Origin of the sequence: Staphylococcus sp. HGB0015 (genome assembly GCF_000411275.1) — a bacterium.
Taxonomy (GTDB): Bacteria; Bacillota; Bacilli; order Staphylococcales; family Staphylococcaceae; genus Staphylococcus; species Staphylococcus schleiferi.
The window spans coordinates 838,179-859,050 of the sequence record NZ_KE150418.1 but is presented as its reverse complement, the minus strand read 5'-3'; the positions used below and the strand labels follow the sequence as shown (position 1 = coordinate 859,050).

General features: G+C 36.8%; 21 protein-coding genes and 1 pseudogene. 6 read left to right on the top strand and 16 right to left on the bottom strand.

What is annotated here, in order from left to right:
- Nucleotides 1-2 precede the first annotated feature (2 nt).
- From rpsC to rpsJ, 8 genes are all read right to left on the bottom strand, one after another.
- Nucleotides 3-656 carry a 30S ribosomal protein S3 gene (rpsC, locus tag HMPREF1208_RS10440; RefSeq protein WP_016426355.1) on the bottom strand — a complete coding sequence of 218 codons (654 nt, stop codon included), beginning with the start codon at nt 654-656 and terminating at the stop codon, nt 3-5.
- A gap of 23 nt (nt 657-679) precedes the next feature.
- Complete coding sequence (gene rplV / locus HMPREF1208_RS10435; protein WP_016426354.1) at nt 680-1,033, bottom strand: 50S ribosomal protein L22; 354 nt, start codon at nt 1,031-1,033, stop codon at nt 680-682.
- 32 nt (nt 1,034-1,065) lie between these two features.
- Nucleotides 1,066-1,344 (bottom strand): 30S ribosomal protein S19, encoded by a 279-nt coding sequence (gene rpsS, locus HMPREF1208_RS10430; protein WP_014613216.1) that lies wholly within the window; start codon nt 1,342-1,344, stop codon nt 1,066-1,068.
- Nucleotides 1,345-1,408: 64 nt separating this feature from the next.
- Entirely contained in the window at nt 1,409-2,242 is an 834-nt protein-coding gene (rplB, locus tag HMPREF1208_RS10425; protein ID WP_016426353.1) for a 50S ribosomal protein L2, read from the bottom strand.
- A 28-nt stretch (nt 2,243-2,270) separates the two neighbouring features.
- Entirely contained in the window at nt 2,271-2,546 is a 276-nt protein-coding gene (gene rplW, locus HMPREF1208_RS10420) for a 50S ribosomal protein L23 (protein ID WP_016426352.1), read from the bottom strand.
- Nucleotides 2,546-3,169: a 50S ribosomal protein L4 gene (gene rplD / locus HMPREF1208_RS10415; protein WP_016426351.1), complete on the bottom strand. Its 624-nt coding sequence runs from the start codon at nt 3,167-3,169 to the stop codon at nt 2,546-2,548. The genes rplW and rplD overlap by 1 nt, the downstream gene beginning before the upstream one ends.
- 26 nt (nt 3,170-3,195) lie before the next feature.
- Nucleotides 3,196-3,855 (bottom strand): 50S ribosomal protein L3, encoded by a 660-nt coding sequence (gene rplC / locus HMPREF1208_RS10410; protein ID WP_016426350.1) that lies wholly within the window; start codon nt 3,853-3,855, stop codon nt 3,196-3,198.
- A gap of 27 nt (nt 3,856-3,882) precedes the next feature.
- Nucleotides 3,883-4,191 carry a 30S ribosomal protein S10 gene (gene rpsJ, locus HMPREF1208_RS10405; protein ID WP_001118667.1) on the bottom strand — a complete coding sequence of 103 codons (309 nt, stop codon included), beginning with the start codon at nt 4,189-4,191 and terminating at the stop codon, nt 3,883-3,885.
- Between the two features lie 465 nt (nt 4,192-4,656).
- On the opposite strand from rpsJ, the gene HMPREF1208_RS10400 reads away from it, so the two are divergent.
- Entirely contained in the window at nt 4,657-5,055 is a 399-nt protein-coding gene (locus HMPREF1208_RS10400; protein ID WP_016426349.1) for a hypothetical protein, read from the top strand.
- Between the two features lie 153 nt (nt 5,056-5,208).
- Here HMPREF1208_RS10400 and HMPREF1208_RS10395 read toward each other — a convergent pair whose 3' ends face one another.
- Both HMPREF1208_RS10395 and HMPREF1208_RS10390 read right to left on the bottom strand, forming a co-directional pair.
- Nucleotides 5,209-6,543, bottom strand: a complete 1,335-nt coding sequence (locus tag HMPREF1208_RS10395) for an NCS2 family permease (protein WP_016426348.1) — start codon at nt 6,541-6,543, stop codon at nt 5,209-5,211.
- A gap of 118 nt (nt 6,544-6,661) precedes the next feature.
- Entirely contained in the window at nt 6,662-8,794 is a 2,133-nt protein-coding gene (locus HMPREF1208_RS10390) for a DNA topoisomerase III (RefSeq protein WP_016426347.1), read from the bottom strand.
- Nucleotides 8,795-9,078: 284 nt separating this feature from the next.
- Between HMPREF1208_RS10390 and HMPREF1208_RS10385 the strand changes: the two genes are divergently transcribed.
- Complete coding sequence (locus HMPREF1208_RS10385) at nt 9,079-9,939, top strand: GNAT family N-acetyltransferase (protein ID WP_016426346.1); 861 nt, start codon at nt 9,079-9,081, stop codon at nt 9,937-9,939.
- A 150-nt stretch (nt 9,940-10,089) separates the two neighbouring features.
- Here HMPREF1208_RS10385 and HMPREF1208_RS10380 read toward each other — a convergent pair whose 3' ends face one another.
- On the bottom strand, nt 10,090-10,998 hold the full coding sequence (locus HMPREF1208_RS10380; RefSeq protein WP_016426345.1) for an AEC family transporter: 909 nt from the start codon (nt 10,996-10,998) through the stop codon (nt 10,090-10,092).
- Between the two features lie 118 nt (nt 10,999-11,116).
- Between HMPREF1208_RS10380 and HMPREF1208_RS12255 the strand changes: the two genes are divergently transcribed.
- Together HMPREF1208_RS12255 and mspA are read left to right on the top strand one after the other, a co-directional pair.
- Nucleotides 11,117-11,284 carry an SE1832 family protein gene (locus HMPREF1208_RS12255; RefSeq protein WP_016426344.1) on the top strand — a complete coding sequence of 56 codons (168 nt, stop codon included), beginning with the start codon at nt 11,117-11,119 and terminating at the stop codon, nt 11,282-11,284.
- A 45-nt stretch (nt 11,285-11,329) separates the two neighbouring features.
- A complete protein-coding gene (gene mspA, locus HMPREF1208_RS10375) occupies nt 11,330-11,647 on the top strand; it encodes a membrane stabilizing protein MspA (RefSeq protein WP_016426343.1) in 318 nt (105 codons plus the stop codon).
- A 241-nt stretch (nt 11,648-11,888) separates the two neighbouring features.
- On the opposite strand, the gene HMPREF1208_RS12145 is transcribed toward mspA, so the two are convergent.
- From HMPREF1208_RS12145 to HMPREF1208_RS10350, 4 genes and pseudogenes are all read right to left on the bottom strand, one after another.
- Entirely contained in the window at nt 11,889-12,350 is a 462-nt protein-coding gene (locus tag HMPREF1208_RS12145) for an ISL3 family transposase (protein ID WP_016426342.1), read from the bottom strand.
- Between the two features lie 390 nt (nt 12,351-12,740).
- Nucleotides 12,741-13,906: pseudogene (locus HMPREF1208_RS10360) on the bottom strand (aminotransferase class I/II-fold pyridoxal phosphate-dependent enzyme).
- A 231-nt stretch (nt 13,907-14,137) separates the two neighbouring features.
- Nucleotides 14,138-17,308, bottom strand: coding sequence for an efflux RND transporter permease subunit (locus HMPREF1208_RS10355; RefSeq protein ID WP_016426339.1), 3,171 nt, complete (start codon nt 17,306-17,308; stop codon nt 14,138-14,140).
- A 170-nt stretch (nt 17,309-17,478) separates the two neighbouring features.
- Nucleotides 17,479-18,747 carry a lipid II:glycine glycyltransferase FemX gene (locus tag HMPREF1208_RS10350; RefSeq protein WP_016426338.1) on the bottom strand — a complete coding sequence of 423 codons (1,269 nt, stop codon included), beginning with the start codon at nt 18,745-18,747 and terminating at the stop codon, nt 17,479-17,481.
- Nucleotides 18,748-18,980: 233 nt separating this feature from the next.
- Between HMPREF1208_RS10350 and HMPREF1208_RS10345 the strand changes: the two genes are divergently transcribed.
- Nucleotides 18,981-19,235: a hypothetical protein gene (locus tag HMPREF1208_RS10345; protein WP_016426337.1), complete on the top strand. Its 255-nt coding sequence runs from the start codon at nt 18,981-18,983 to the stop codon at nt 19,233-19,235.
- Here HMPREF1208_RS10345 and HMPREF1208_RS10340 read toward each other — a convergent pair.
- On the bottom strand, nt 19,226-19,993 hold the full coding sequence (locus tag HMPREF1208_RS10340; RefSeq protein ID WP_016426336.1) for a VOC family protein: 768 nt from the start codon (nt 19,991-19,993) through the stop codon (nt 19,226-19,228). The genes HMPREF1208_RS10345 and HMPREF1208_RS10340 overlap by 10 nt on opposite strands.
- 282 nt (nt 19,994-20,275) lie before the next feature.
- Between HMPREF1208_RS10340 and HMPREF1208_RS10335 the strand changes: the two genes are divergently transcribed.
- The gene (locus tag HMPREF1208_RS10335) at nt 20,276-20,728 is read left to right on the top strand and encodes a MarR family winged helix-turn-helix transcriptional regulator (RefSeq protein ID WP_016426335.1); all 453 of its coding nucleotides are present in this window, start codon (nt 20,276-20,278) and stop codon (nt 20,726-20,728) included.
- Nucleotides 20,729-20,872: the final 144 nt, after the last annotated feature.

Sequence of the window (20,872 nt, the reverse complement as noted above, 5' to 3'; positions counted from 1 at the left end):
AATTATTTTCCTCCTTCACTATTTTTCTTAGTAGGAAGAACTTCACCACGATAAATCCATACTTTAACACCTAACTTACCATATGTTGTGTCAGCTTCTGCATGTGCATAATCGATGTCTGCACGTAAAGTATGAAGTGGTACAGTTCCTTCTGAGTATTGTTCAGCACGTGCGATGTCTGCACCGCCTAAACGACCTGAAACTTGAGTTTTGATACCTTTAGCACCTAATTTCATTGCTCTTCCGATAGCTTGTTTTTGAACACGACGGAATGAAGCACGGTTTTCTAATTGACGTGCAATGTTTTCAGCAACTAAACGTGCATCAAGATCAACTTTCTTGATTTCAATAACGTTGATGTGAACTTTTTTATCAGTTAATTGATTTAATTTGTTACGAAGTTTTTCGATTTCAGAACCGCCTTTACCGATAACCATACCTGGTTTACCAGTATGAATTGCGATGTTAATGCGGTTAGCAGCACGCTCAATCTCAACGTGAGATACTGAAGCGTCTTTTAATGCGTTATCAATAAATTTACGAATTTTTAAATCTTCATGTAAAAGTGATGCGAAATCTTTCTCTGCGAACCATTTCGCTTCCCAGTCACGGATAATACCAACACGAAGACCGATTGGATTAATTTTTTGACCCACGGTATTCCCTCCTTAATATTTGATTAAGCTTCTTGAGCTTCCTCTTTACCATCACTCACTACGATTGTGATGTGGCTTGTTCTTTTGTTAATTGCGCTTGCACGTCCTTGCGCACGTGGACGGAAACGTTTTAATGTTGGTCCTTCGTTAGCATATGCTTCTTTAACAACTAATTCATCTGTGTTCATGCCATAGTTGTGCTCTGCATTAGCTAAAGCGGACATTAATAATTTTTCTACTACTGGAGAAGAAGCTTTGTTTGTTAATTTTAAAATCGCTACTGCTTCTCTAACATCTTTTCCTCGGATTAGGTCTAATACTAATCTTACTTTACGAGGTGCGATTCTGATCGTTCTAGCAACCGCTTTTGCTTCCATTCGTTTTTCCTCCTCTACTCATTAAAGATCGCTTATCTTCTTGTTTTCTTATCGTCTGCAGCATGTCCTTTGAATGTACGTGTTGGAGCAAATTCACCTAATTTGTGTCCAACCATATCTTCAGTTACATATACAGGTACATGTTTACGTCCATCGTATACAGCAAATGTGTGCCCAATAAAGTTTGGGAAAATTGTTGAACGACGTGACCATGTTTTAATTACTTGCTTTTTCTCGCTATCGCCTTGAGCTTCCACTTTTTTCATTAAGTGATCATCGACGAAAGGTCCCTTTTTAATACTACGAGCCATAGTGGCGCCTCCTTTCTTATTATGTGCGTGCAGCGATTACGCCGCACACCCAAATAAGCTATTTTTATTTTCTCTTACGTCCACGTACGATAAGTTTATCAGAACGTTTTTTACCACGACGTGTTTTCTTACCAAGCGTAGGTTTACCCCATGGTGACATTGGTGATGGACGACCGATTGGTGCGCGACCTTCACCACCACCGTGTGGGTGATCGTTAGGGTTCATTACAGAACCACGAACTGTTGGGCGTTTACCTAACCATCTAGATTTACCAGCTTTACCAACGTTAACAAGTTCGTGTTGTAAGTTACCAACTTGTCCGATTGTAGCACGGCAAGTTGAAAGAATCATACGTACTTCACCAGAGCGAAGTCTTACAAGTACATATTTACCTTCTTTACCAAGTACTTGTGCGCTTGCACCTGCTGAACGAGCAAGTTGACCGCCACGTCCTGGTTTTAATTCGATATTGTGAATAACTGTACCGACTGGAATGTCTTTTAATTGAAGTGCGTTACCAACTTTGATGTCAGCTTCTGAACCACTTTCAATGACTTGACCTACTTCTAAGCCTTTAGGTGCGATAATGTAGCGTTTTTCACCATCTGCATAGACGATTAAAGCAATGTTTGCTGATCTGTTTGGATCATATTGGATTGAATCCACTTTACCTGGAATTCCATCTTTGTTACGTTTGAAATCAATAACACGGTATTGACGTTTGTGACCGCCACCATGGTGACGTACTGTCAATTTACCTTGGTTGTTACGACCCGCTTTTTTCGGTAGCGGTTGTAATAATGACTTTTCGGGTTCAGATTTTGTGATCTCAGCAAAATCTAATGTAGTCATATTACGACGACCATTAGTAATTGGCTTATAATGTTTAAGTGCCATTGTCGCTTACCTCCTTATTGGTATGTTTTTAGTTGAATAAGTCGATTTGACCTTCTTTAAGTGTCACAATCGCTTTACGGCGTTTGTTTGTATAGCCTTGGTAACGGCCCATACGTTTTTTCTTTGGTTTATAGTTGATGATGTTAACATTTGCAACTTTAACTTCAAAGATTTCTTCTACTGCTTTTTTAACTTGAGTTTTGTTCGCACGAACATCTACATCAAAAGTATATTTATCTTCAGCCATTGCTGCAGATGATTTCTCAGTGATTACGGGGCGCTTTAGAATATCTCTAGCTTCCATTATCCGAGCACCTCCTCAACTTTTTTAGCTGCTTCTTGAGTGATTAATACGCTATCAGCGTGTGTTAAATCTAAAACATTTAAACCTTCTGGTGTTGTGATTTGTACGCCAGGAATGTTACGTGCTGATAATTCAACATTCACATCTTCTCCAACTGTTACAACCAACACTTTTTTAGGTAGCTCTAAATTTGTTAAAGTTGTTTTGAATTCTTTTGTTTTCGGTGCTTCTAAGTTAAAGCTGTCCACAATTTTGAATTCATTTTCTTTAACTTTGTAAGAAATTGCAGAACGTAATGCTAAACGACGCATTTTCTTAGGCATTTTGTATGCGTAGCTTCTCGGTGTTGGACCGAATACGACACCACCACCACGCCATTGAGGAGCACGAATTGTACCTTGACGCGCACGTCCTGTACCTTTTTGTCTCCATGGTTTACGTCCACCGCCACGTACTGCTGAGCGGTTTTTTACCGCATGTGTACCTTGACGTAATGAAGCACGTTGTAAGTTAATTGCTTCAAATAAAACTTCATTATTAGGTTCGATTGCAAATACTGCATCGCTAAGTTCTACTGAACCTGCTTTTGAACCATCAACTTTGAATACATCATAATTTGCCATTATGCATTTCCTCCTTTCGCTACGATTTATTTATTAGCTTTAATTGCTGATTGGATTTGAACAAAACCTTTTTTAGGACCAGGTACGTTACCTTTAACTAAAATTACGTTGTTTTCCGTATCGACTTGAACAACTTCTAAGTTTTGAACAGTTACTGTATTACCACCCATGCGGCCTGGTAATTTTTGCCCTTTAAATACACGTGATGCATCTGAAGCCATACCGATAGAACCTGGTGCTCTATGGAAGTGTGAACCGTGTGACATTGGTCCGCGTGCTTGATTATGACGTTTGATTGCACCTTGGAAACCTTTACCTTTTGAAGTTCCTGTTACATCAATGATGTCTCCAACTTCAAATGTATCTACTGAGACTTCTTGACCTACTTCGTATTCGTCAACATTAACGTTTCTGAATTCACGAATGAAGCGCTTAGGTGCTGTGTCAGCTTTTTTAGCGTGACCCTCAGCTGGTTTATTCGCATATTTGTTTGTTTTTCTATCTTTTTTGTATGCTTCTTTGTTTTCAAAACCGATTTGGATTGCGTTATAACCGTCAACCTCAACGGTTTTCTTTTGTAATACTACGTTTTCTTTTGCTTCTACTACAGTTACTGGGATTAAGTCGCCGTTTTCACCGAATACTTGAGTCATCCCAATTTTTCTTCCTAAGATTCCTTTGGTCATCGAAAGTCCACCTCCTAAAATTTTCTATTATAATTTAATTTCGATGTCTACACCTGATGGTAAGTTTAAGCCCATAAGCGCGTCAACTGTTTTTGGCGTAGGGTTAACAATGTCGATTAAACGTTTGTGTGTACGTTGTTCGAATTGTTCACGAGAATCTTTATACTTATGAACCGCACGAATAATTGTGTAAACTGATTTTTCTGTTGGTAATGGAATTGGACCAGAAACATCCGCTCCAGAACGTTTTGCAGTTTCAACAATTTTCTCAGCTGATTGATCAATCACACGGTGATCATAAGCTTTTAATCTAATTCTGATTTTTTGTTTTGCCATAATTTACCCTCCTTATACGTCTTCATTAAAGTGATAGACTTCTCCACGAAAACTATCTCACACAACGCCATGGCAAAGCGGCCGGGTGTGTCAGTAACCTTTCGCTTCATCGCATTTAAAGTCCAACATTAGACATGATACATGAAAACCATTGACTTGGCAACCATTTCCCTAAAGTTTTTTATGTCTAATTCACATACCATGTTATTTTACTTGAAATACGGCTTAAGTTCAATAGTTTCAAAGAATTTTTTTCGTTATCATAGAGATAGTTTTTGTGAGTCTTTGGATTACAGTTTATAATAGAAGAAAATGATTGTCGCTGATAGATCATCATTTTTAAATGTAGTTATTATTTCTGGTGAATCACTCGTGCAGTGTATGTAAAATGCTTAAGCTTAAATTTTTTTATTTGATGAGTGAGCCAGATTTGTCACTTCTTTTTGAAGATAGGAGGTGAATCGAGTGACTAAAAATTCTAAAACAGCCTTAATTATTCTTGCGCTGATTGCTTTAGTTTCTGAATTCATTGCTGGTTTCCCATTTTTTGGAGGCTGGTATGTATTAGCTTTAGGCTGGCAGCCATTAGCTTTTAATGCTTTTATTTATTTGGTGATGATTTTAATCTTTATCTTTGGTCAACAAAATACGATACGTCCTATGCTTTTAATTCCAGCATTTGGTATCGTAGCGAATGGTATCGCTATTATCCCTGTCATCGGCATGGTTTTACACTGGATTATGTTAATTTTGCTTATCTTTTTTCTTATGATAGTATTAGTCTCTCCAGTGTATATTCGTAACGCTAAAGCTACTGTGATTTACACAGATGAAGATCAAAATAAAACACAACACAATAAGTAAGCTAAGTCATTATTTGAAGTATGTAAGCATATTTATAACTGTTCAATGATTAGTTGCATACTTTAAAAATAAAACCTAAAAAAAGAAGTTAGATACATGAACAAGTCAACGCCTGTTCGTTCTAACTTCTTTTTTATATGTTTATATATAAGTTTATCCATGAACAAATACGAAATATAGAATGAAGATAACCAACAAACCATACATAATAGGATGGACTTCTTTATGACGTTTTGTTAATAACATTGTAATAGGATAGAAAATGAAGCCACACGCAATCCCTGTCGCAATAGAATAAGATAAAGGCATCATAATAATTGTGACGAAAGCTGGCACTGCAACTTCAAATCGTTTCCAACTAATTTCCGCTAGACTTGATGCCATCAATACCCCTACAACAACGAGTGCAGGTGTCGTTACTGCTGGTGTGACTACAGCCATTAGCGGGTTAAAGAATAATGCAAGAAGGAAACAAAAACCTGTTACAATACTTGCAAAACCTGTTCGAGCCCCTACTGCTACGCCTGATGTCGATTCAATATAAGAAGTCGTCGTTGTTGTACCAAAAATAGCACCTGTCATCGTCGCAAGTGAGTCTGAAAATAGTGCTCTCCCTGCACGAGGTAACTTGTTATCTTTCATGATACCTGCTTGTGAAGCGACGGCAACAATCGTTCCCGCAGTATCAAAGAAATCAATAAATAAAAATGTCAGGATGACAATTAAAAACTGGATTGTAAATAATTGTGATGGATCTTGAAACGATTCAAAAGCAGCACCAAATGTAGGTGCAATGCTAGGTACCTTACCTAAAATCGCATGCGGTGGTGCGATTTGTTGTGTCACTAAACCAGCAATCGCTGTGACCACCATACCAATAAATATTGCGCCTGGCACTTTCTTTGCATAAAGTACAACGGTAACGATAATCCCCACGATAGCAAGTAAAACGTTAGGGTCAGTGATTTTTCCTAGTGTTACAAGTGTCGCATCTTGATTTTTAATAATTCCTGAACTTTGTAATCCTACAAAGGTAATAAAAAGACCAATCCCTGCCGACACTGCCATCTTCATTTCATATGGGATGGCATTAATAATGGTTTCTCGCAATCCAGTTGCTGTTAAAATCGCAAAAATAAATCCAGAGAAGAACACCCCTGTTAAACCTGTTTGCCATGGAATCCCCATTGTTAACACGACAGTAAAGGCAAAAAAGGCGTTCAATCCCATGCCCGGTGCAAGTGCGATCGGATATTTTGCGATGAGTCCCATAAATAAACAGCCTACAAATGCTGCTAATGCAGTCGCAACGAATACCGCACCTTGATCCATTTTTTGATCAGCTGGAACACCATCCACCCCTGCTAAACTTAAAACTTGTGGGTTAACAGCTAAGATGTATGCCATTGATAAGAAAGTCGTCAAGCCACCTAGAATCTCTCGTTTATAATTCGTTTGATTCTCGTCAAAACGGAAATAATTTCTCACTTTAAATTTCTCCTTTTAATGAAATACTTTAACATTTTAATACGATTACTCACGAATTTCAATATGAGATACGAACTTTAATTGATAAAAATAGATTTTTGTTCGATTTTCATCTTACTTATAAGTTTAAACCTTTCAATGCATCTTTGAATGGATTGTTTTCCAACGTATCCTCTTTCATATACTTTTTCATATCTTTTCTATTTACTTTATCTTTGCCTTTATTTTTAAATCTTTTATCCATTTGCACTTGTGTTTCAGTATAGCCACACGAACAACGATACGTCGCTTGTTTACCTGTACCAAATTTAGTCAAACGTTTTTTACATTGTGGACAACGCGCTTTGGTTTGGGTTTTAACATCTTTTTTAGTTTTACATGATGGATCTTGGCAGACGAGCATTGAGCCGTTTTTCGTTTTTACTTTTAACATAAACTTTCCACAAGTTGGACATTCTGCAGATGTTAAATTATCATGTTTATATTTTTGTTCACTCGATTTAATCGTATGAATGATTTCATTTGTAAAATCTTTCATTTCTTGAATAAACTGTTTGCGTTGATACTGGCCCTTTTCAATTTGAAGCAGTTTATCTTCCCATTGCGCCGTTAAGAGTGGCGATGTAAGTGATTCAGGTGCTAAATCTAATATTTGCTTTCCTTTAGACGTAACCTTAATTTTACCGTCCTGACTTTCAATTGCGTTCATATGAAAAAGTTTATCTATAATATCTGCACGTGTCGCCACTGTACCGATACCACCAGTCACTTTAAGTGTTTGTGCTGATTTTTTATCTTTTAAATCAAAAAATTTTTCTGGTCGTTCCATCGCTTTTAATAGAGAACCTTCATTAAAATAAGGGGGCGCTGATGTTTCATGCGTTTTAATATCATATTCATTCACGGATAACCGTTCACCTTGCTGAAACTGAATGGTCGGATGGATCGTATCTACATTTTCTTGTAAAGCCTTAAAGCCCATGTCTATCGTTTCTTTAGATTTATACACAAACGTTTTGCCCAAGAGCTCTACTTCGACTTGTGTTTCTCTATAGCGATAAGGGGCAGATAAAGCTTCCAAAAAGCGCTGAACAATCAATAGATAAATTTTCTTTTCTTGTATTGATAAATCTGCCATGTTTGCGCGGACTTCTGTAGGGATAATGGCATGGTGATCAGATACTTTTTGATTATTTACAAAAGGCAACTGTTTCGTGAAACGTTGATTCATCAGTCCACGTGCATGCGGCTGATATTCCGTTCCCATTGTCGCCTGTATACGCTCTTTCAAAGTATCTACCATGTCTGTTGTTAAGTAACTAGAATCTGTACGCGGATACGTAACAAGTTTATGCCGTTCATAAAGTTGTTGTAGTGTGTTCAAAGTCTGCTTTGCGCCTAAACGATAGCGTTGATAAGCGGCTTGTTGTAAATCTGTTAAATTAAACAACGGCGCAGGATATGTTTTCTTTTCTTTCGTCACGACTTTTTTCACGAGCGCTTGCGCGTGATTCACTTTTTGAGCTAGTTTTTCTAATTGTGCACGTTCATATATCCGCTTCTCATGCTGATAGACAAACGTTGACCCTTTCACATTGATTTCAAGCGTATAATAATGTTGCGGCTTAAAATGCTTAATCTCTTCTTGTCTCATTGCTACTAACTGAATAGTAGGCGTCTGAACACGGCCTAGAGAGAGTTGGGAATCATACTTCGTTGTTAATGCACGTGTCGCATTAATTCCGACAATCCAGTCGGCTTCACTTCTTGCTAATGCGGCTTGATAAAGGTCGTTGTATGCTCGACCATCTTTCAATTTTTTAAAGCCCTCTTTGATGGCTTTTGTTGTTACTGAACTAATCCATAAACGCTTGATGGGTTTTTTAACATGTGCTTTTTCAATAATTAAGCGTGCAACTAGCTCCCCTTCGCGTCCTGCATCTGTGGCAATAATTATTTCATTGACATCATTTCTTTTCATCAAATGTTGAACCGTGTTGAACTGTTTTCTCGTTTTACCAATGACAACTGTTTTCATATGCTTCGGGATAATCGGTAAATCATTCAATTGCCAGCGTTCATATTTTTTATCATATTGTTCTGGTGTTGCATTTGTTACCAAGTGACCTAATGCCCAAGTCACAATATAACGTTGGTTCTCAAAGTAGACTTCTTTCTTTGAGTTAACACTTAGCGCTTGTGCAATATCACGCCCTACTGAGGGTTTTTCTGCTAAAATGAGTGACTTCATTAATTGTTCATTCCTCCATCAAATAACACTTCTTCATTTTTATTGTAACACGCCCCATCAAAATTAATAGAAAAGGTTGAAATCATTTCAAATGACTCACACTCATCCTTCATAACTATTAGACCTCGATACTCAAAATGATAAGCGCTGAATCGCTGAGCTCATCACCTACAAACATATCGAAGTCTATTCTTTTTAGACGTTTATTTCAGTCGACATACGCCTTTCATTTCAAATCGAAAATACTTATAATGAAGTAAAGTATCATACTAAGGAGGCGCACGATGAAGATTAGTCAAGTCACTCCCAGTCGAGAAATTGCGTCATTTATACAAACTTATGCCACTGAAAAACAATCATATACAAATAAACTGCCACTTGACCATATTGATGCTTTAGAAAACTTTTTAGAAACAGTTGATCGCGAAACTGGCATATTTGTCGTTGAAGAAGCCCAAGACATTAAACTGGTTTTACTGTGTATGAGCTACGCGGAAAACCGTTATAAAGTAATCGGTCCTATTAAACAGAAAGATTACACATCTTCTGGAGAGGTATTTAAGCAGTTATTTGATCAAATGACAGCACAACATACGCAACCATCTACCTATTATTTTGCATTTTCAGTTCATCATGAATTAATCAAAGACTATATGAAAAACATTGGCGCATCTTACACGTTTACAGATTATCATTTAGAAACGAGTCAAGATTTGGGCGAAACCGACAACTTACGTCACATTGTTCCATATGCTAAAGCGTATCATCGTTATTTCCAAAAATTACATGAAGATACGTTTACACATCATGCAATGACAGCAAAAGAAATTATCGCATCACTAGATGATCAGCATGAACTCGTCCTGTATATGGCAGAGGGTCTTTTAAAAGGTTACTTATATTTAATCTATGACGAAGCACAACACCATGCTGAAATTAAATATTTTTCTAGTCATTCAGACTATCGTTTAAAAGGCATCGCTTTTGATTTGATCCAACATGCAATACATCGTGCTTTATCTCGTCCTCAAATAGACCGTGTTTATTTTAAAATACGCAGTAAAAATCATCGTTTAGTTACCCGTTTTCATGAACTCGGTTTTAATATTACTTCAGAATATCAAAAGTTCAAGATATATCAATAAAAGTGTAAACAGCCCATCTTAGACGATTCAATCGACTTGCAAGCATTTACAAAAGAAGCGTAGGCAACATGATTTGCCAACGCTTCTTTTATATACCTATTCAATCTCGCATATTTAATTAATGTTCGAGCTTAACTTATCCTTCCCCAATCAGACAAACAGATATTGATAGACGTAAAAAATAACAATACTTATTACAATGGTCACATTACTGGCCATAGCAATGACAGGTAACGTTTTATATTTAAATTGAACCGCATACGAAAGTGCTGCAACACCTACAGGCAATAACCAAGTCAATTGTAATGTCGTTTTAACCATCTCATCTTGGACAGGTAGAAAATAATACACAAGCGTACCAAACAAAATACCGAAACCATAGTGTATAACGAGATATTTTAGAGTCAATGGTAAAAATTGACGTTCGATTTTAAAGTCCATTAGAACACCTAATAAAATCATCGACAATGGTAAATTTGCGTGTCCTAAAATCTCGAAAAAGTGAATTGCAAAACTCGGTAAGTGTAATTGCAAAAGATTAAGTGTCAACATCACAATATACGTCATTAATGGGACTGACTTGAGCATATTGAGTCCGACTTGTTTAGGATTAAAGCCGCCACCCACTTGCTTAAAATAACTCGCTGCAAAATAGGTCAAACCAAACATGACAATGGCTCCCCCAATATCTGCCATACCAAAATAAAGCAAGCCCTTTTCTGGCCAAATTTGTTGAACGAGTGGATAGGCAAAAATTCCAATATTTAAAGCCGCCATCATCATCGCTACCGTACCTCTGATTTCGTTATTATATTTAATAAAGAGAATAACGATAAGTATTTTAGTGATAATCCCGTATATCAACATCATGATTGGAAGTATGGTGAGTGACGGATTTAAAGTCACATGATTTAAGTTTACAATGACCACTGCCGGAAGTGTCACATTTAAAACTAGTACAGAAAGAACGTGACTCTCATGTCCCTGAATAAACCCGATTCGCTTAAGTACGTAGCCTACAGCAATGAGAAGTAAAATCATCAAGAAATTCTCTGTCATGCTACACCCCCTAGAAAATACCTTTCAAAAATTACTTAATTCTATGTTACTGTAAAACGTTTTAATAAAGCAATGTGAACATGCTATAATAGTAGAGATTCATTCAAGGAGGAAACTTATGGATTTAGAAAATCAGTTACAAGAACTTAAGCTGGATTACATTCGTATACAAGGAGATATAGAGAAACGCGAATCAACTTCACAGCAAGTAGATCCACTCGTTAGACAACTTGAGCACATCGAACATCAAATTGCTGACATTCGCGCTGAACTACAACAGCAGTAATGTCCCACAATGCCTTAATAGGACGATACAGAAAGGATGTACTTCATGTTAGCTTATCTTATCTTACTTCCACTGATGTACTTAATCGTAGGATATATCAGTATCTTTAAATTACAAATCGCGATGCCTAAAATATTACGCGCGATTATGGGAATTTTATTAATTATCGTTGTTGCGACTTCTCTCATTTACTACCCCGCACAAACTTGGTGGTTATTTGTCGTACTCTTACTACTGATTGGTAATGTTGAAATAACAGCCTTCAAACATTCTAAAGGAGATGAAAAAGGGGTTCAAATTTTAAATATGATGACCCTTTTTATACTCGTTATTTATATTATCATCGCTTTTATTTTTGTATAAATCCATGCATACTTATCATTTGATGATGTAAAGTGGCTGTACACTTTATATGGTGGTTATGTGTCTATAATAATTAAGTCGCAAACTTCCGATTGCTTCTTCGAGTCTCGCTTTCCCAGGCGCCTTACCTCAACTAATTTTGGCTTTTATTGTAGCTCATAAGAAGCCAAAATGGATTTTCGGTTTCGGCTCTATGCCTCGGGAGTCTCGACTCGGTACGCAATCTATTTAAGCAATTTCACTATTGAAAAGTGGCATTGCTTACTTTATGAATCACACGTTTTACAGAAGATGCAAAAACGTTACAATCACTTGCGATATCAGTTTCTGAGCGAACTTGTGTTGTTTTATCTATAATGGCTTTCTGAACATGGTTTGAGATAAAACAGTTATCCTCAACAACATTTGTTTTAGAAGTAAAAGTCCGATCACAAACCCTACATTTAAAACGTTGTTTTAACAGATTTAAATACACTGCTATCTCTTGGAATCTTAAAAAAGTAATTCGCGATAAACGTTTTCCGTGTTTGTGTATTCGGTTTGGATTCGAATGATAACAGTGAGGACAAGTCATAGGCTTGTATGAAAGGGTACCAAAGATGACGTTAGATTTCTTACCTCTAATAACTACATCTTCTTCAACTTTAGTGATTTTAATATTATTATCTTTAATTTTTAGTAACTTTAATATATCATTACACATAGGCGCAATATGTCTCCTTTATTTTTGGTTTAGTCACTTAAAATTATAGAGGCATTTGCGCTATTTTTGTACAAAAAAAGCAGGATGACTTATGTCATCCCACCATAAAAAATGAAGAACCTGTAAAGTCTAACCATTAAACCAATAAGCAGGTCCATGTTGAGATATGACCACATCTCAACCTATTTTAGCTTTTATTAAAAGTATTCAAAAAAGAGGCTGGGACTTCAATCCCAAAATAAATAGCGCTAAGATGATCTTTAATAGAAAATCGTCTTAGCGCTTCTTTTTTATGATAAAACGTTTTATTTATTTCAAACTTTTCCGCAAGTTCCGGTTTCTGTAACGCGCATCTCTTTTTATATGTCAAAAAACGATCAATTTAACCTCTTAGTTTGTAGAATCGTTTTGATATAAAGCTTTCAAAGAAACTAACCTTTCTAATGCGGTATTTAATTGCGCTTCGTCAATAGCAAAAGAAATTCGAACGTAACCTTCCCCTTCTTCACCAAAAGGATGACCCGGCGCCGCAAGTATTGACTTTTCTTGTAACAAATAGTCAATGAACGCATCGCTAGTAAACCCATTTGGACATTGCAACCAGAGGAAAATGCCCCTTTGATAGGTTCATGCGGAATCTCTGCTTCATTTAGTGTTTTTTCGATTAAATCACGACGATGGCCAAACACACGACTCTGTTCATATAATACATCATCACATTCGTTTAATGCCACTGTACAAGCATCTTGCAATGCACCATACATACCGGCTTGTGTATGGGTATGATATTTTTGTAAATTTTCAATCATTTCAGCGTTTCCGACGGCGAACCCAACGCGATAGCCAGACATATTATAACCTTTAGAAAAAGAAAATACTTCAACAGCACAAGACTTTGCACCTTCAGCCTGTAGAATACTCGGATTGGGTTGGTCAAATCCAAAGGCTTGATACGCAAAATCATGAACAATTTTCGTCTTCGTTTGTTTAAAACGGTCAATTGTGTCTTGGAAAAAGGCTTTTGTAGCTACCGAACCTGTTGGATTATTCGGATACGTCAAATAAATAAGGCGTGTATTTGTCGTGTCTACCGCATTCCAATCGGGTAAGTAATGGCGTGCTCTAGACAGTTTCAATGGTTTAGGCTGTCCTTTTGCTAATAACACACCTGCAAGGTAATCCGTATACCCCGGATCTGGCAATAGCACTTCATCTCCTGGTTCAATGACACATGTAGGCAAGGCTACTAAACCGTTCTTCGTACCATAAAACAGACAAACTTCCTTTTCTGGATCTAAAATGACATTAAACTGACGTTCATAAAAATCAACAATAGCTTGTTTAAAGGTCGCTTTACCTTGAAACGCTCAATATTTCTGATTTTCCGGCTTCACAATAGCCTCTTGTAAAGCTTTAATAATCACATCTGGTGTATCAGCATCAGGTATTCCTACTGCTAAATTAATTAAGGGTAAAGGGCCGTGTTCAACCTTCTTCCCCATCGTTTTACCAAAATAACTATCTGGAATCTCACTGAGTATTGTTGTGTACGCCATCTTATCGTCCCCCTTATTATTATGGCTGATCGAAATTACGCTTCGTTCTTTTTAAACATCTAAGTAAAGATAACCGAATTGAAGCGCTCAATACTTGTAGCGACCTTCAATTCGGAATGCTCTTTATCTCTCGCCATCATCATTTCAAGCTTCATCGTGATGGCCCTATCAAATGTTTAGAAAATTGATAATGATTCTATCTTACAAAAGCTCTCACTGAACGTCAACGACTTATGAACGATGCTGACGTCTCGTTAATTTATTTCTAAGAGTGAATAAGATTTCATAAATAACAGGGACTACGACAAGTGTCAATATCGTTGATGACAATAGCCCACCGATTACCGTAGCAGCAAGTCCTTTCGAAATTAAAATTGAATTGTCTTGACCAAACAATAATGGAATCAGTGCACCAATCGTTGCGATTGCAGTCATCAAAATCGGACGAATCCGCGTGCCTCCCGCTTCAAGCAATGCTTCTTTCATCGACATACCTGATTTTTCATTATTAATCACTCTATCAATTAATACAATCGCATTTGTCACGACAATACCGATTAACATCAGTAAACCAATCATACTTGGTACCGAAAGCGTTTCTCCTGTTAAGATAAGTGCAAGAACAACACCAATCACGGTATATGGCAGTGCAAATAAAATTGTAAATGGTGCGAGACCGCCTTTAAATGTAAGGACAAGCACTAAATAAACAATAATAATAGCAGCAAGCATCGCAAACATGAGTTGTGAAAATGCGTCTTCGATGTCTTTATTTGTTCCTCCTACAGAAGTATGCACATCACTTGGAGTTTTAACTTGGTTGACTTGTTTGCTTACCTCTTGCGCAATAGAACCGACATCTTTTCCAGAAATCGTAGCCGATACGGTGCTAGTGTAATCACCGCCTTCTTTAACGAGTTTATTCGGCATTGAGGATGTTTTTAACGTTGCGATATCACTCAATTTCAATTTCTCACCTGTTGGAGATGGTAATGAGGTTTGTTCTAATTTTTCTTTTGTCCAATTCGTTTGTTTATCACGTTTAACAACAACATTGTACGTATGATTTTTCTCTTTCACTTTTGAAATGGTCATGTCAGGAATATTTTGATTGAGCATCATTGCGAGTTGTGCTGATGTGATACCTGTTTTACCTGCTTTATTTGGATCGACTTGAACTTCATATTGATCATATGTTTCTGTTAAATCTGATTTGACATTCGTTAAACCAGATACTTTGGCCATTTTCTTTTGAACCGCTTTGACAGTGCCTTCAATTTCTTCCGTAGAAGGACCTGTAACTTGGACTTCTAAAGTATTGGATTTGCCTCCTGTGCCCATATCAAGGTTTTTCCAGTCGCCCGGATGATGATAGGTCTTAATATGATTCAAGACACGGTCTGGCTCCTCTTTAAAATTAGGCGTATGTGTATCATATTTTACCATCATCGCCATACTATTCGTTGAACCTGTTGGATCGATAGGCGACGCGCCTCCAACTGAATATTGTACATGTTGAACATGTTTCTGCTTAGATAAATATTTTTCGACTTGTTCGGCATGATGTAAAACACCTTGCTCCGTTTCACCTGGTTTCGGTGAATATGTCAGCGCCATAAATTTATCTTCACCAGTAGATATGAAACTTGTTCCTACTTTCATCGTACCTAAGACAACGCTTCCCACTAGTAGTAGTGTGCTTAAAATAATAACAATCCATTTATGATCTAAGCTCCAGCTTAATACCTTTTTGTAGTAACGACTGATGACACCGAGCTCTGACTTCGGTTGACGTTTAATCCCATTTTTAAAGAATACAGACCCTAGTACTGGAACAATCGTAATAGAAACTAATAGTGACGCAAGTAAACTAAATGTGACAGCATAGGCAAACGGTCTAAACATTTGTCCAACAGAGCCCGTAACGAAAGCTAAAGGTGCAAAAACGACAATCGTTACAAGTGTTGAAGACATAATCGGAATAAAGACTTCTTTCGTTGCAGAAATAATTAAATGATCACCGGAAAGCGACTCCTCTTTTCTTGTAAGTCTCCGATAAATATTTTCAATAACAACAATGGAGTCATCAATGACACGACCGACAGCAACAGTTAAAGCACCTAGCGTCAAAATATTTAATGAGACGTCAGTCAGTTTTAATGCCACCATAGCAATGAGTATTGACAATGGAATCGAAACTACGGAGATAGCCGTCATTCTTACATTTCTAAGGAACAGTAAAATAACGATAATAGCCACAATTGCGCCGAGTAATGCTTTTTCAATCATAGTATTTAAAGCGTCTTTAATCGGTTTTGCGGTATCCATAATTTGTACGGATTTTAAATCTTTGTGTTGTTTAATAAAATCCTTCACCGTTTTATCGACTTCATTTGCGACAGCCACAGTGTTTGCATCTTGTGCTTTAATAATTTGTACATCGACAGCATCTTTACCATTCGTTCTTGAAATGGATTCTCTTTCATCTGCAAGTTTTATATCTGCAAGTTTTTTTAATGGCACAGATTGCGTTGCTTCCGCTGCATTTGCAGATTGTCCTGATGTAGGCTGTGCTGATGACGATGGTGTTGACTGCAATGCCTGACTCTCTTTTTTATCATCCCCTTGCTGTTGAGGACGACTTGATGATTGAGAAGCGATGGCTAAAGGAATCTCCATATTTTTCAGTGCATCGACTGAGGCATATTGACCATCAATGACAATCGATTTTTCTGTATCACCAAATTGAAACAATCCTAAAGGTGATTTTTTGGTCGCTCCTTCAATATAATCTGAAACTTGTTGGGCGTTAAGACCTGCCTTTTGTAACTTTTGTTCATCAAATTTAACAGTCACTTTTCGTTCCGTTTGTCCGTTGACAGTTGCACGTTGCACGCCATCAATTGTTTGAAGCTTTGGAATTAATTGCGATTCCACTTCTTTCGTGCTCACTTTAACATCATGATCATGCAAAATAGAGTATGCGACAACCGGAAAAGCGTTCACTGTACTTCTTCGGATTTCTGGTTCTTGCACACCATCTGGGAAATCGATTTTTTTCAAAGCTTTTTCGATATCTTGTTCTGCTTTATCGAGATTCGTTTTTTCATCAAAATTTACAGTTACCATTGAAGCATTGGAGAGTGATTCTGTTTTTACACTTGTCACACCTGCCATGCCTCGTATTTCTTCGTCAATAGGGTTACTGACTTCTTTCATCACCGTTTCTGGTGTTGCACCTGGCATTGTTGTAGTTAACGTCATTGTTGGTGGTTCAGTATCTGGTAAAAGTTCTAACTTCATTTTAAAACTCGCATAAGCCCCACCCAATACGATGAGTATCACCATTAACATGATTGCAAACTTATTTGACAATGAAAAATCTATCAATTTTTTGACCAAGTTTAACGCGCCCTTTCTCCCGCATTCATTCTTAAGTAGCGTTGATTCATCATTTTTTAAAATTTCATTTCACAATTGCCTTATGTAACGCAAAAATACTGCTCAAACATAAGCAATGATAACCGTATAGCGTCTTATCATTGTTAAAGTGAGCAGTGCCTTGCTTTAATTTAGTTTTCTTTATTTCGGAGTGCTTTAATACGACGAACCAGTTTGATTTTTAAATGTGTGAGTTGTGGTTTGAACTGCTCAACTGCTTTATAAACGATTGGGTTCAACACATAATCAAACTCCCCTATTTTTTCACTCAAGTGTGTGCCCCATGCTTTTTTAAATGCCCATAAGCCATAGTGACTTGAATCTTTATCGGGTTGATTGTCTGTACCACCAAAGTCATAAGTCGTTGCACCTTTTTCACGTGCATATTGCATCATTCTAAACTGCATATGATGATTTGGTAAAAAGTCACGATAATGATTAGAAGACGCCCCATATAAGTAATAAGATTTCTGACCGGCAAACATCAATAGCGCACCTGAAAGGTATATTCCATCTGGATGCGTACGTTCTAGCGATTCCATATCTTTAATCAATGCAAGATTCTTATCACGCTTTTGTTGTGCATCTTTTAATTTATTACGTACTTTTTTATTGGCTTGATCTTTTTCTGACAGCCCCTGAATCTCTTGTTCTAATTTTTCTTGCTCCTCACGCAAATCTTTTAATACAGGCTTAGGCTCAAGTTTAACTAAGAAAAGTTCTGCGTCACCATCAGGATGTAACGCATCATAAATCGTTTCAAAATATGAAACATCACGCGTTAAGAAGCCATCTCTTTCGCCCGTTTCTTTCATTAAATTGGCAAATATTTTTAAATCTTCGCGTCCTTTGCGTTCTACTTTCGTTCCGCGTTTAAGTGCAAGTCTTACTTTTGAACGATTACGGTTCTCAAAGCTTTGGATAAGTGCATCATCACTTTTATCAATAGGTGTCACCATCGTCATACGCGGTTGAATATAGTCTTTTGCGAGGCCTTCTTTAAATCCTTTATGCTTAAATCCTAAATCTAATAAATCTTGCACTACTGTCATCCCTTGCTCGACTTCAACGTCGGGATCGATTTTAATTGTATATGCTTTTTCATCTTTCGCGACTTTGATGGCCTCGACCAGTAAAGTTTTGACCGCCCGTTGATCTGAATAATCAACGACAAAGCCTCGTGAAGCGTAGCATAGCGTGTAGGGAAGTTTCGGTATTTTTTTAAATAGCAATTGGGCAACCCCTTTAATTTCGCCATTTTCTCCGACTGCAATTCGCTTCGCATACCAGCCTGTCAGTTTTTTAGTTTCTCCCCATTTTGTCAATTGTAATAAATCGCCATTCGGATGACTTTTAACAAAGGCGTCATGTGCTTGATCAGTAATATTCATTAATTTCATTTTGACGTTAATACTCCTTTAAATTATGGTCTTTATTTATTTTTTAGTATAATCAATCATACGTATCATTGAATAATCAATGAGATAGACATTTTAATTTTAAAATGAGGAAGCCAACTTGTCATCCAAACGGAGCCGATTCAAGTTCAAAATTGTCATGACACACTTTCTCTCATTTAAAAGGAATTGCAAGTAACAAGCAATCACCTAATACAATCACTGGAGGTACTTAAATGCGCAATACCATACTTATTTTTTTATCTATTATAAACTTAATTATTATAGAAATTACACTTAGTTTTAATACTGGAATAGATTACTTAAGTTTGCGCGTTATTTTTGTTGCTTTTACATTAGTTACAAGTGTCTATATGATTTTACTTTATCGAACAACGAAACAACTTATCATTGCACTAATAGCCGTTTTCATCTCACTTATTCATATATTGCTTATCATACGTATCGTGTTTCAGGCGATTTATTCTTGAGGTGGTACGAATTGATAATTTGCACCCCGTGTCCGAATTAAGACTGGAGAATCAATGGTTTGATCGACAAACTGTACCGTATCGATTGCATCATCTTTACCCTCTACAATTTTAAATTTCACCTTTTTTGCAGGGCTATGTAATATCGTATAGCGATCAGCAGTTTCTACCGTGTCCATATCAAACCATTGCTTCCAGTTTTCTACCATTGTTTGACGATGATGAGACTGGAACGTCACCATGTCGATTTTAAAGTTTGTTTGAAAGTTTTCTTCCAATTCCGCTTCACGTTCTTCATCTGTTTTTTGCCACTGGATAAAAAACGGCATCATCATATCAAAATGATGGTTGTTGACGTATAAAAGTTGCCATTGAACGGTATGTCCCTTTTTATTTTCACGTGTCATTGTGATAGGACCCACTGTTTCCAGTCCACGTGCTTCGAACGCTTTCTTAAGTTTGACAATATCATGCGTTCTAAAGCAGAGCTTTTTAAAACCTTGCTTATAATCACTTTCCACAATGGTCTTGGCAAATGAATATTTACCATTTTGCGTTTTTGATTGTTGTTTCATTTTCCCTTGATTATAAATGTCTAACAACTCAATATAGGATAAATCAATCTGAACTAAGCGATTGAATGTCCCTAGCGATTCATGTTGGCCTCCATTTTGAATTTCTAAATATTTCCCAGGAAATTCAAAACGATTTAAGCCATGTATATAATGAATGATATGATCTAATTCTATATCTAACATTTACTTACCTCCCACTTCGTAAGCCTTGGCTTCATTTTAACAAATATCATTCATGAAATCTCGATATACACTTAATTTAGCGCGATACGTTTGATACCTTTTATATTGTGTCACCCCATTCATCACGCATCTATTTAAAATCTTTTAAATGATGCTTGAACCCTCTATATTAAATCAAATAGATATGATTCAGATATTTAAAGCTATCATAAACGCTCTGCTTTTTGTCTATTTAGATGACGTGATATAATCAAGCTATTACACAACAGAAAGGGAGTCATTATGAAACCTTCAGTATTGTTTGATGATTTGATGAAACTTCATCGCCCATATATTAAATATGTCCAACCTTTATTGGACGAATATGATTTACACTCTGCACAATGGCTTGTATTAAAAGATATCGCTGCGCATCCCAACACAACACTTGTCCAAATTTCAAAGCGTCGTTCGATTGAAAAACCGACGACACGAAAAATATTGAAAGTACTCAATGAAAAGAACTGGTTGACTATCCATACTGGCGAAGACAAAAGAGAAAAATTGTTAAATCTCTCTTCATCGGGTCGACAATTACACGATACTCTAGCACAGCGCATAACTGAGCTGCAAATGTCACTTTTAAACGAACTTCATTTATCAGATCAAGAAGTTTTAGCAGCAACCAAACTGATTGATGAAATTTACCATACACTCCTTAAACATTTAGAACACAATGAAGAAAATAAAAAATGATTACTTGAAGGCATACGAGTTACAAAAATAACCTATATAGGCGATAGCTCTTCCCAAATATAGCAATTTAACGCTTTTAGCATCATCAACTTATTTGTAGTGAGAAATTGCCCCCACTTCAACTCTATATTTTACTCAATTTTT

Bases quoted from the DNA above. Each gene is read 5' to 3' on its own strand.
- rplV (WP_016426354.1), bottom strand. From the start codon at position 1,033: ATGGAAGCAAAAGCGGTTGCTAGAACGATCAGAATCGCACCTCGTAAA.
- rpsS (WP_014613216.1), bottom strand. From the start codon at position 1,344: ATGGCTCGTAGTATTAAAAAGGGACCTTTCGTCGATGATCACTTAATG.
- rplB (WP_016426353.1), bottom strand. From the start codon at position 2,242: ATGGCACTTAAACATTATAAGCCAATTACTAATGGTCGTCGTAATATG.
- rplW (WP_016426352.1), bottom strand. From the start codon at position 2,546: ATGGAAGCTAGAGATATTCTAAAGCGCCCCGTAATCACTGAGAAATCA.
- rplD (WP_016426351.1), bottom strand. From the start codon at position 3,169: ATGGCAAATTATGATGTATTCAAAGTTGATGGTTCAAAAGCAGGTTCA.
- rplC (WP_016426350.1), bottom strand. From the start codon at position 3,855: ATGACCAAAGGAATCTTAGGAAGAAAAATTGGGATGACTCAAGTATTC.
- rpsJ (WP_001118667.1), bottom strand. From the start codon at position 4,191: ATGGCAAAACAAAAAATCAGAATTAGATTAAAAGCTTATGATCACCGT.
- HMPREF1208_RS10390 (WP_016426347.1), bottom strand. From the start codon at position 8,794: ATGAAGTCACTCATTTTAGCAGAAAAACCCTCAGTAGGGCGTGATATT.
- HMPREF1208_RS10385 (WP_016426346.1), top strand. From the start codon at position 9,079: ATGAAGATTAGTCAAGTCACTCCCAGTCGAGAAATTGCGTCATTTATA.
- HMPREF1208_RS10380 (WP_016426345.1), bottom strand. From the start codon at position 10,998: ATGACAGAGAATTTCTTGATGATTTTACTTCTCATTGCTGTAGGCTAC.
- HMPREF1208_RS12255 (WP_016426344.1), top strand. From the start codon at position 11,117: ATGGATTTAGAAAATCAGTTACAAGAACTTAAGCTGGATTACATTCGT.
- mspA (WP_016426343.1), top strand. From the start codon at position 11,330: ATGTTAGCTTATCTTATCTTACTTCCACTGATGTACTTAATCGTAGGA.
- HMPREF1208_RS12145 (WP_016426342.1), bottom strand. From the start codon at position 12,350: ATGTGTAATGATATATTAAAGTTACTAAAAATTAAAGATAATAATATT.
- HMPREF1208_RS10350 (WP_016426338.1), bottom strand. From the start codon at position 18,747: ATGAAATTAATGAATATTACTGATCAAGCACATGACGCCTTTGTTAAA.
- HMPREF1208_RS10345 (WP_016426337.1), top strand. From the start codon at position 18,981: ATGCGCAATACCATACTTATTTTTTTATCTATTATAAACTTAATTATT.
- HMPREF1208_RS10340 (WP_016426336.1), bottom strand. From the start codon at position 19,993: ATGTTAGATATAGAATTAGATCATATCATTCATTATATACATGGCTTA.
- HMPREF1208_RS10335 (WP_016426335.1), top strand. From the start codon at position 20,276: ATGAAACCTTCAGTATTGTTTGATGATTTGATGAAACTTCATCGCCCA.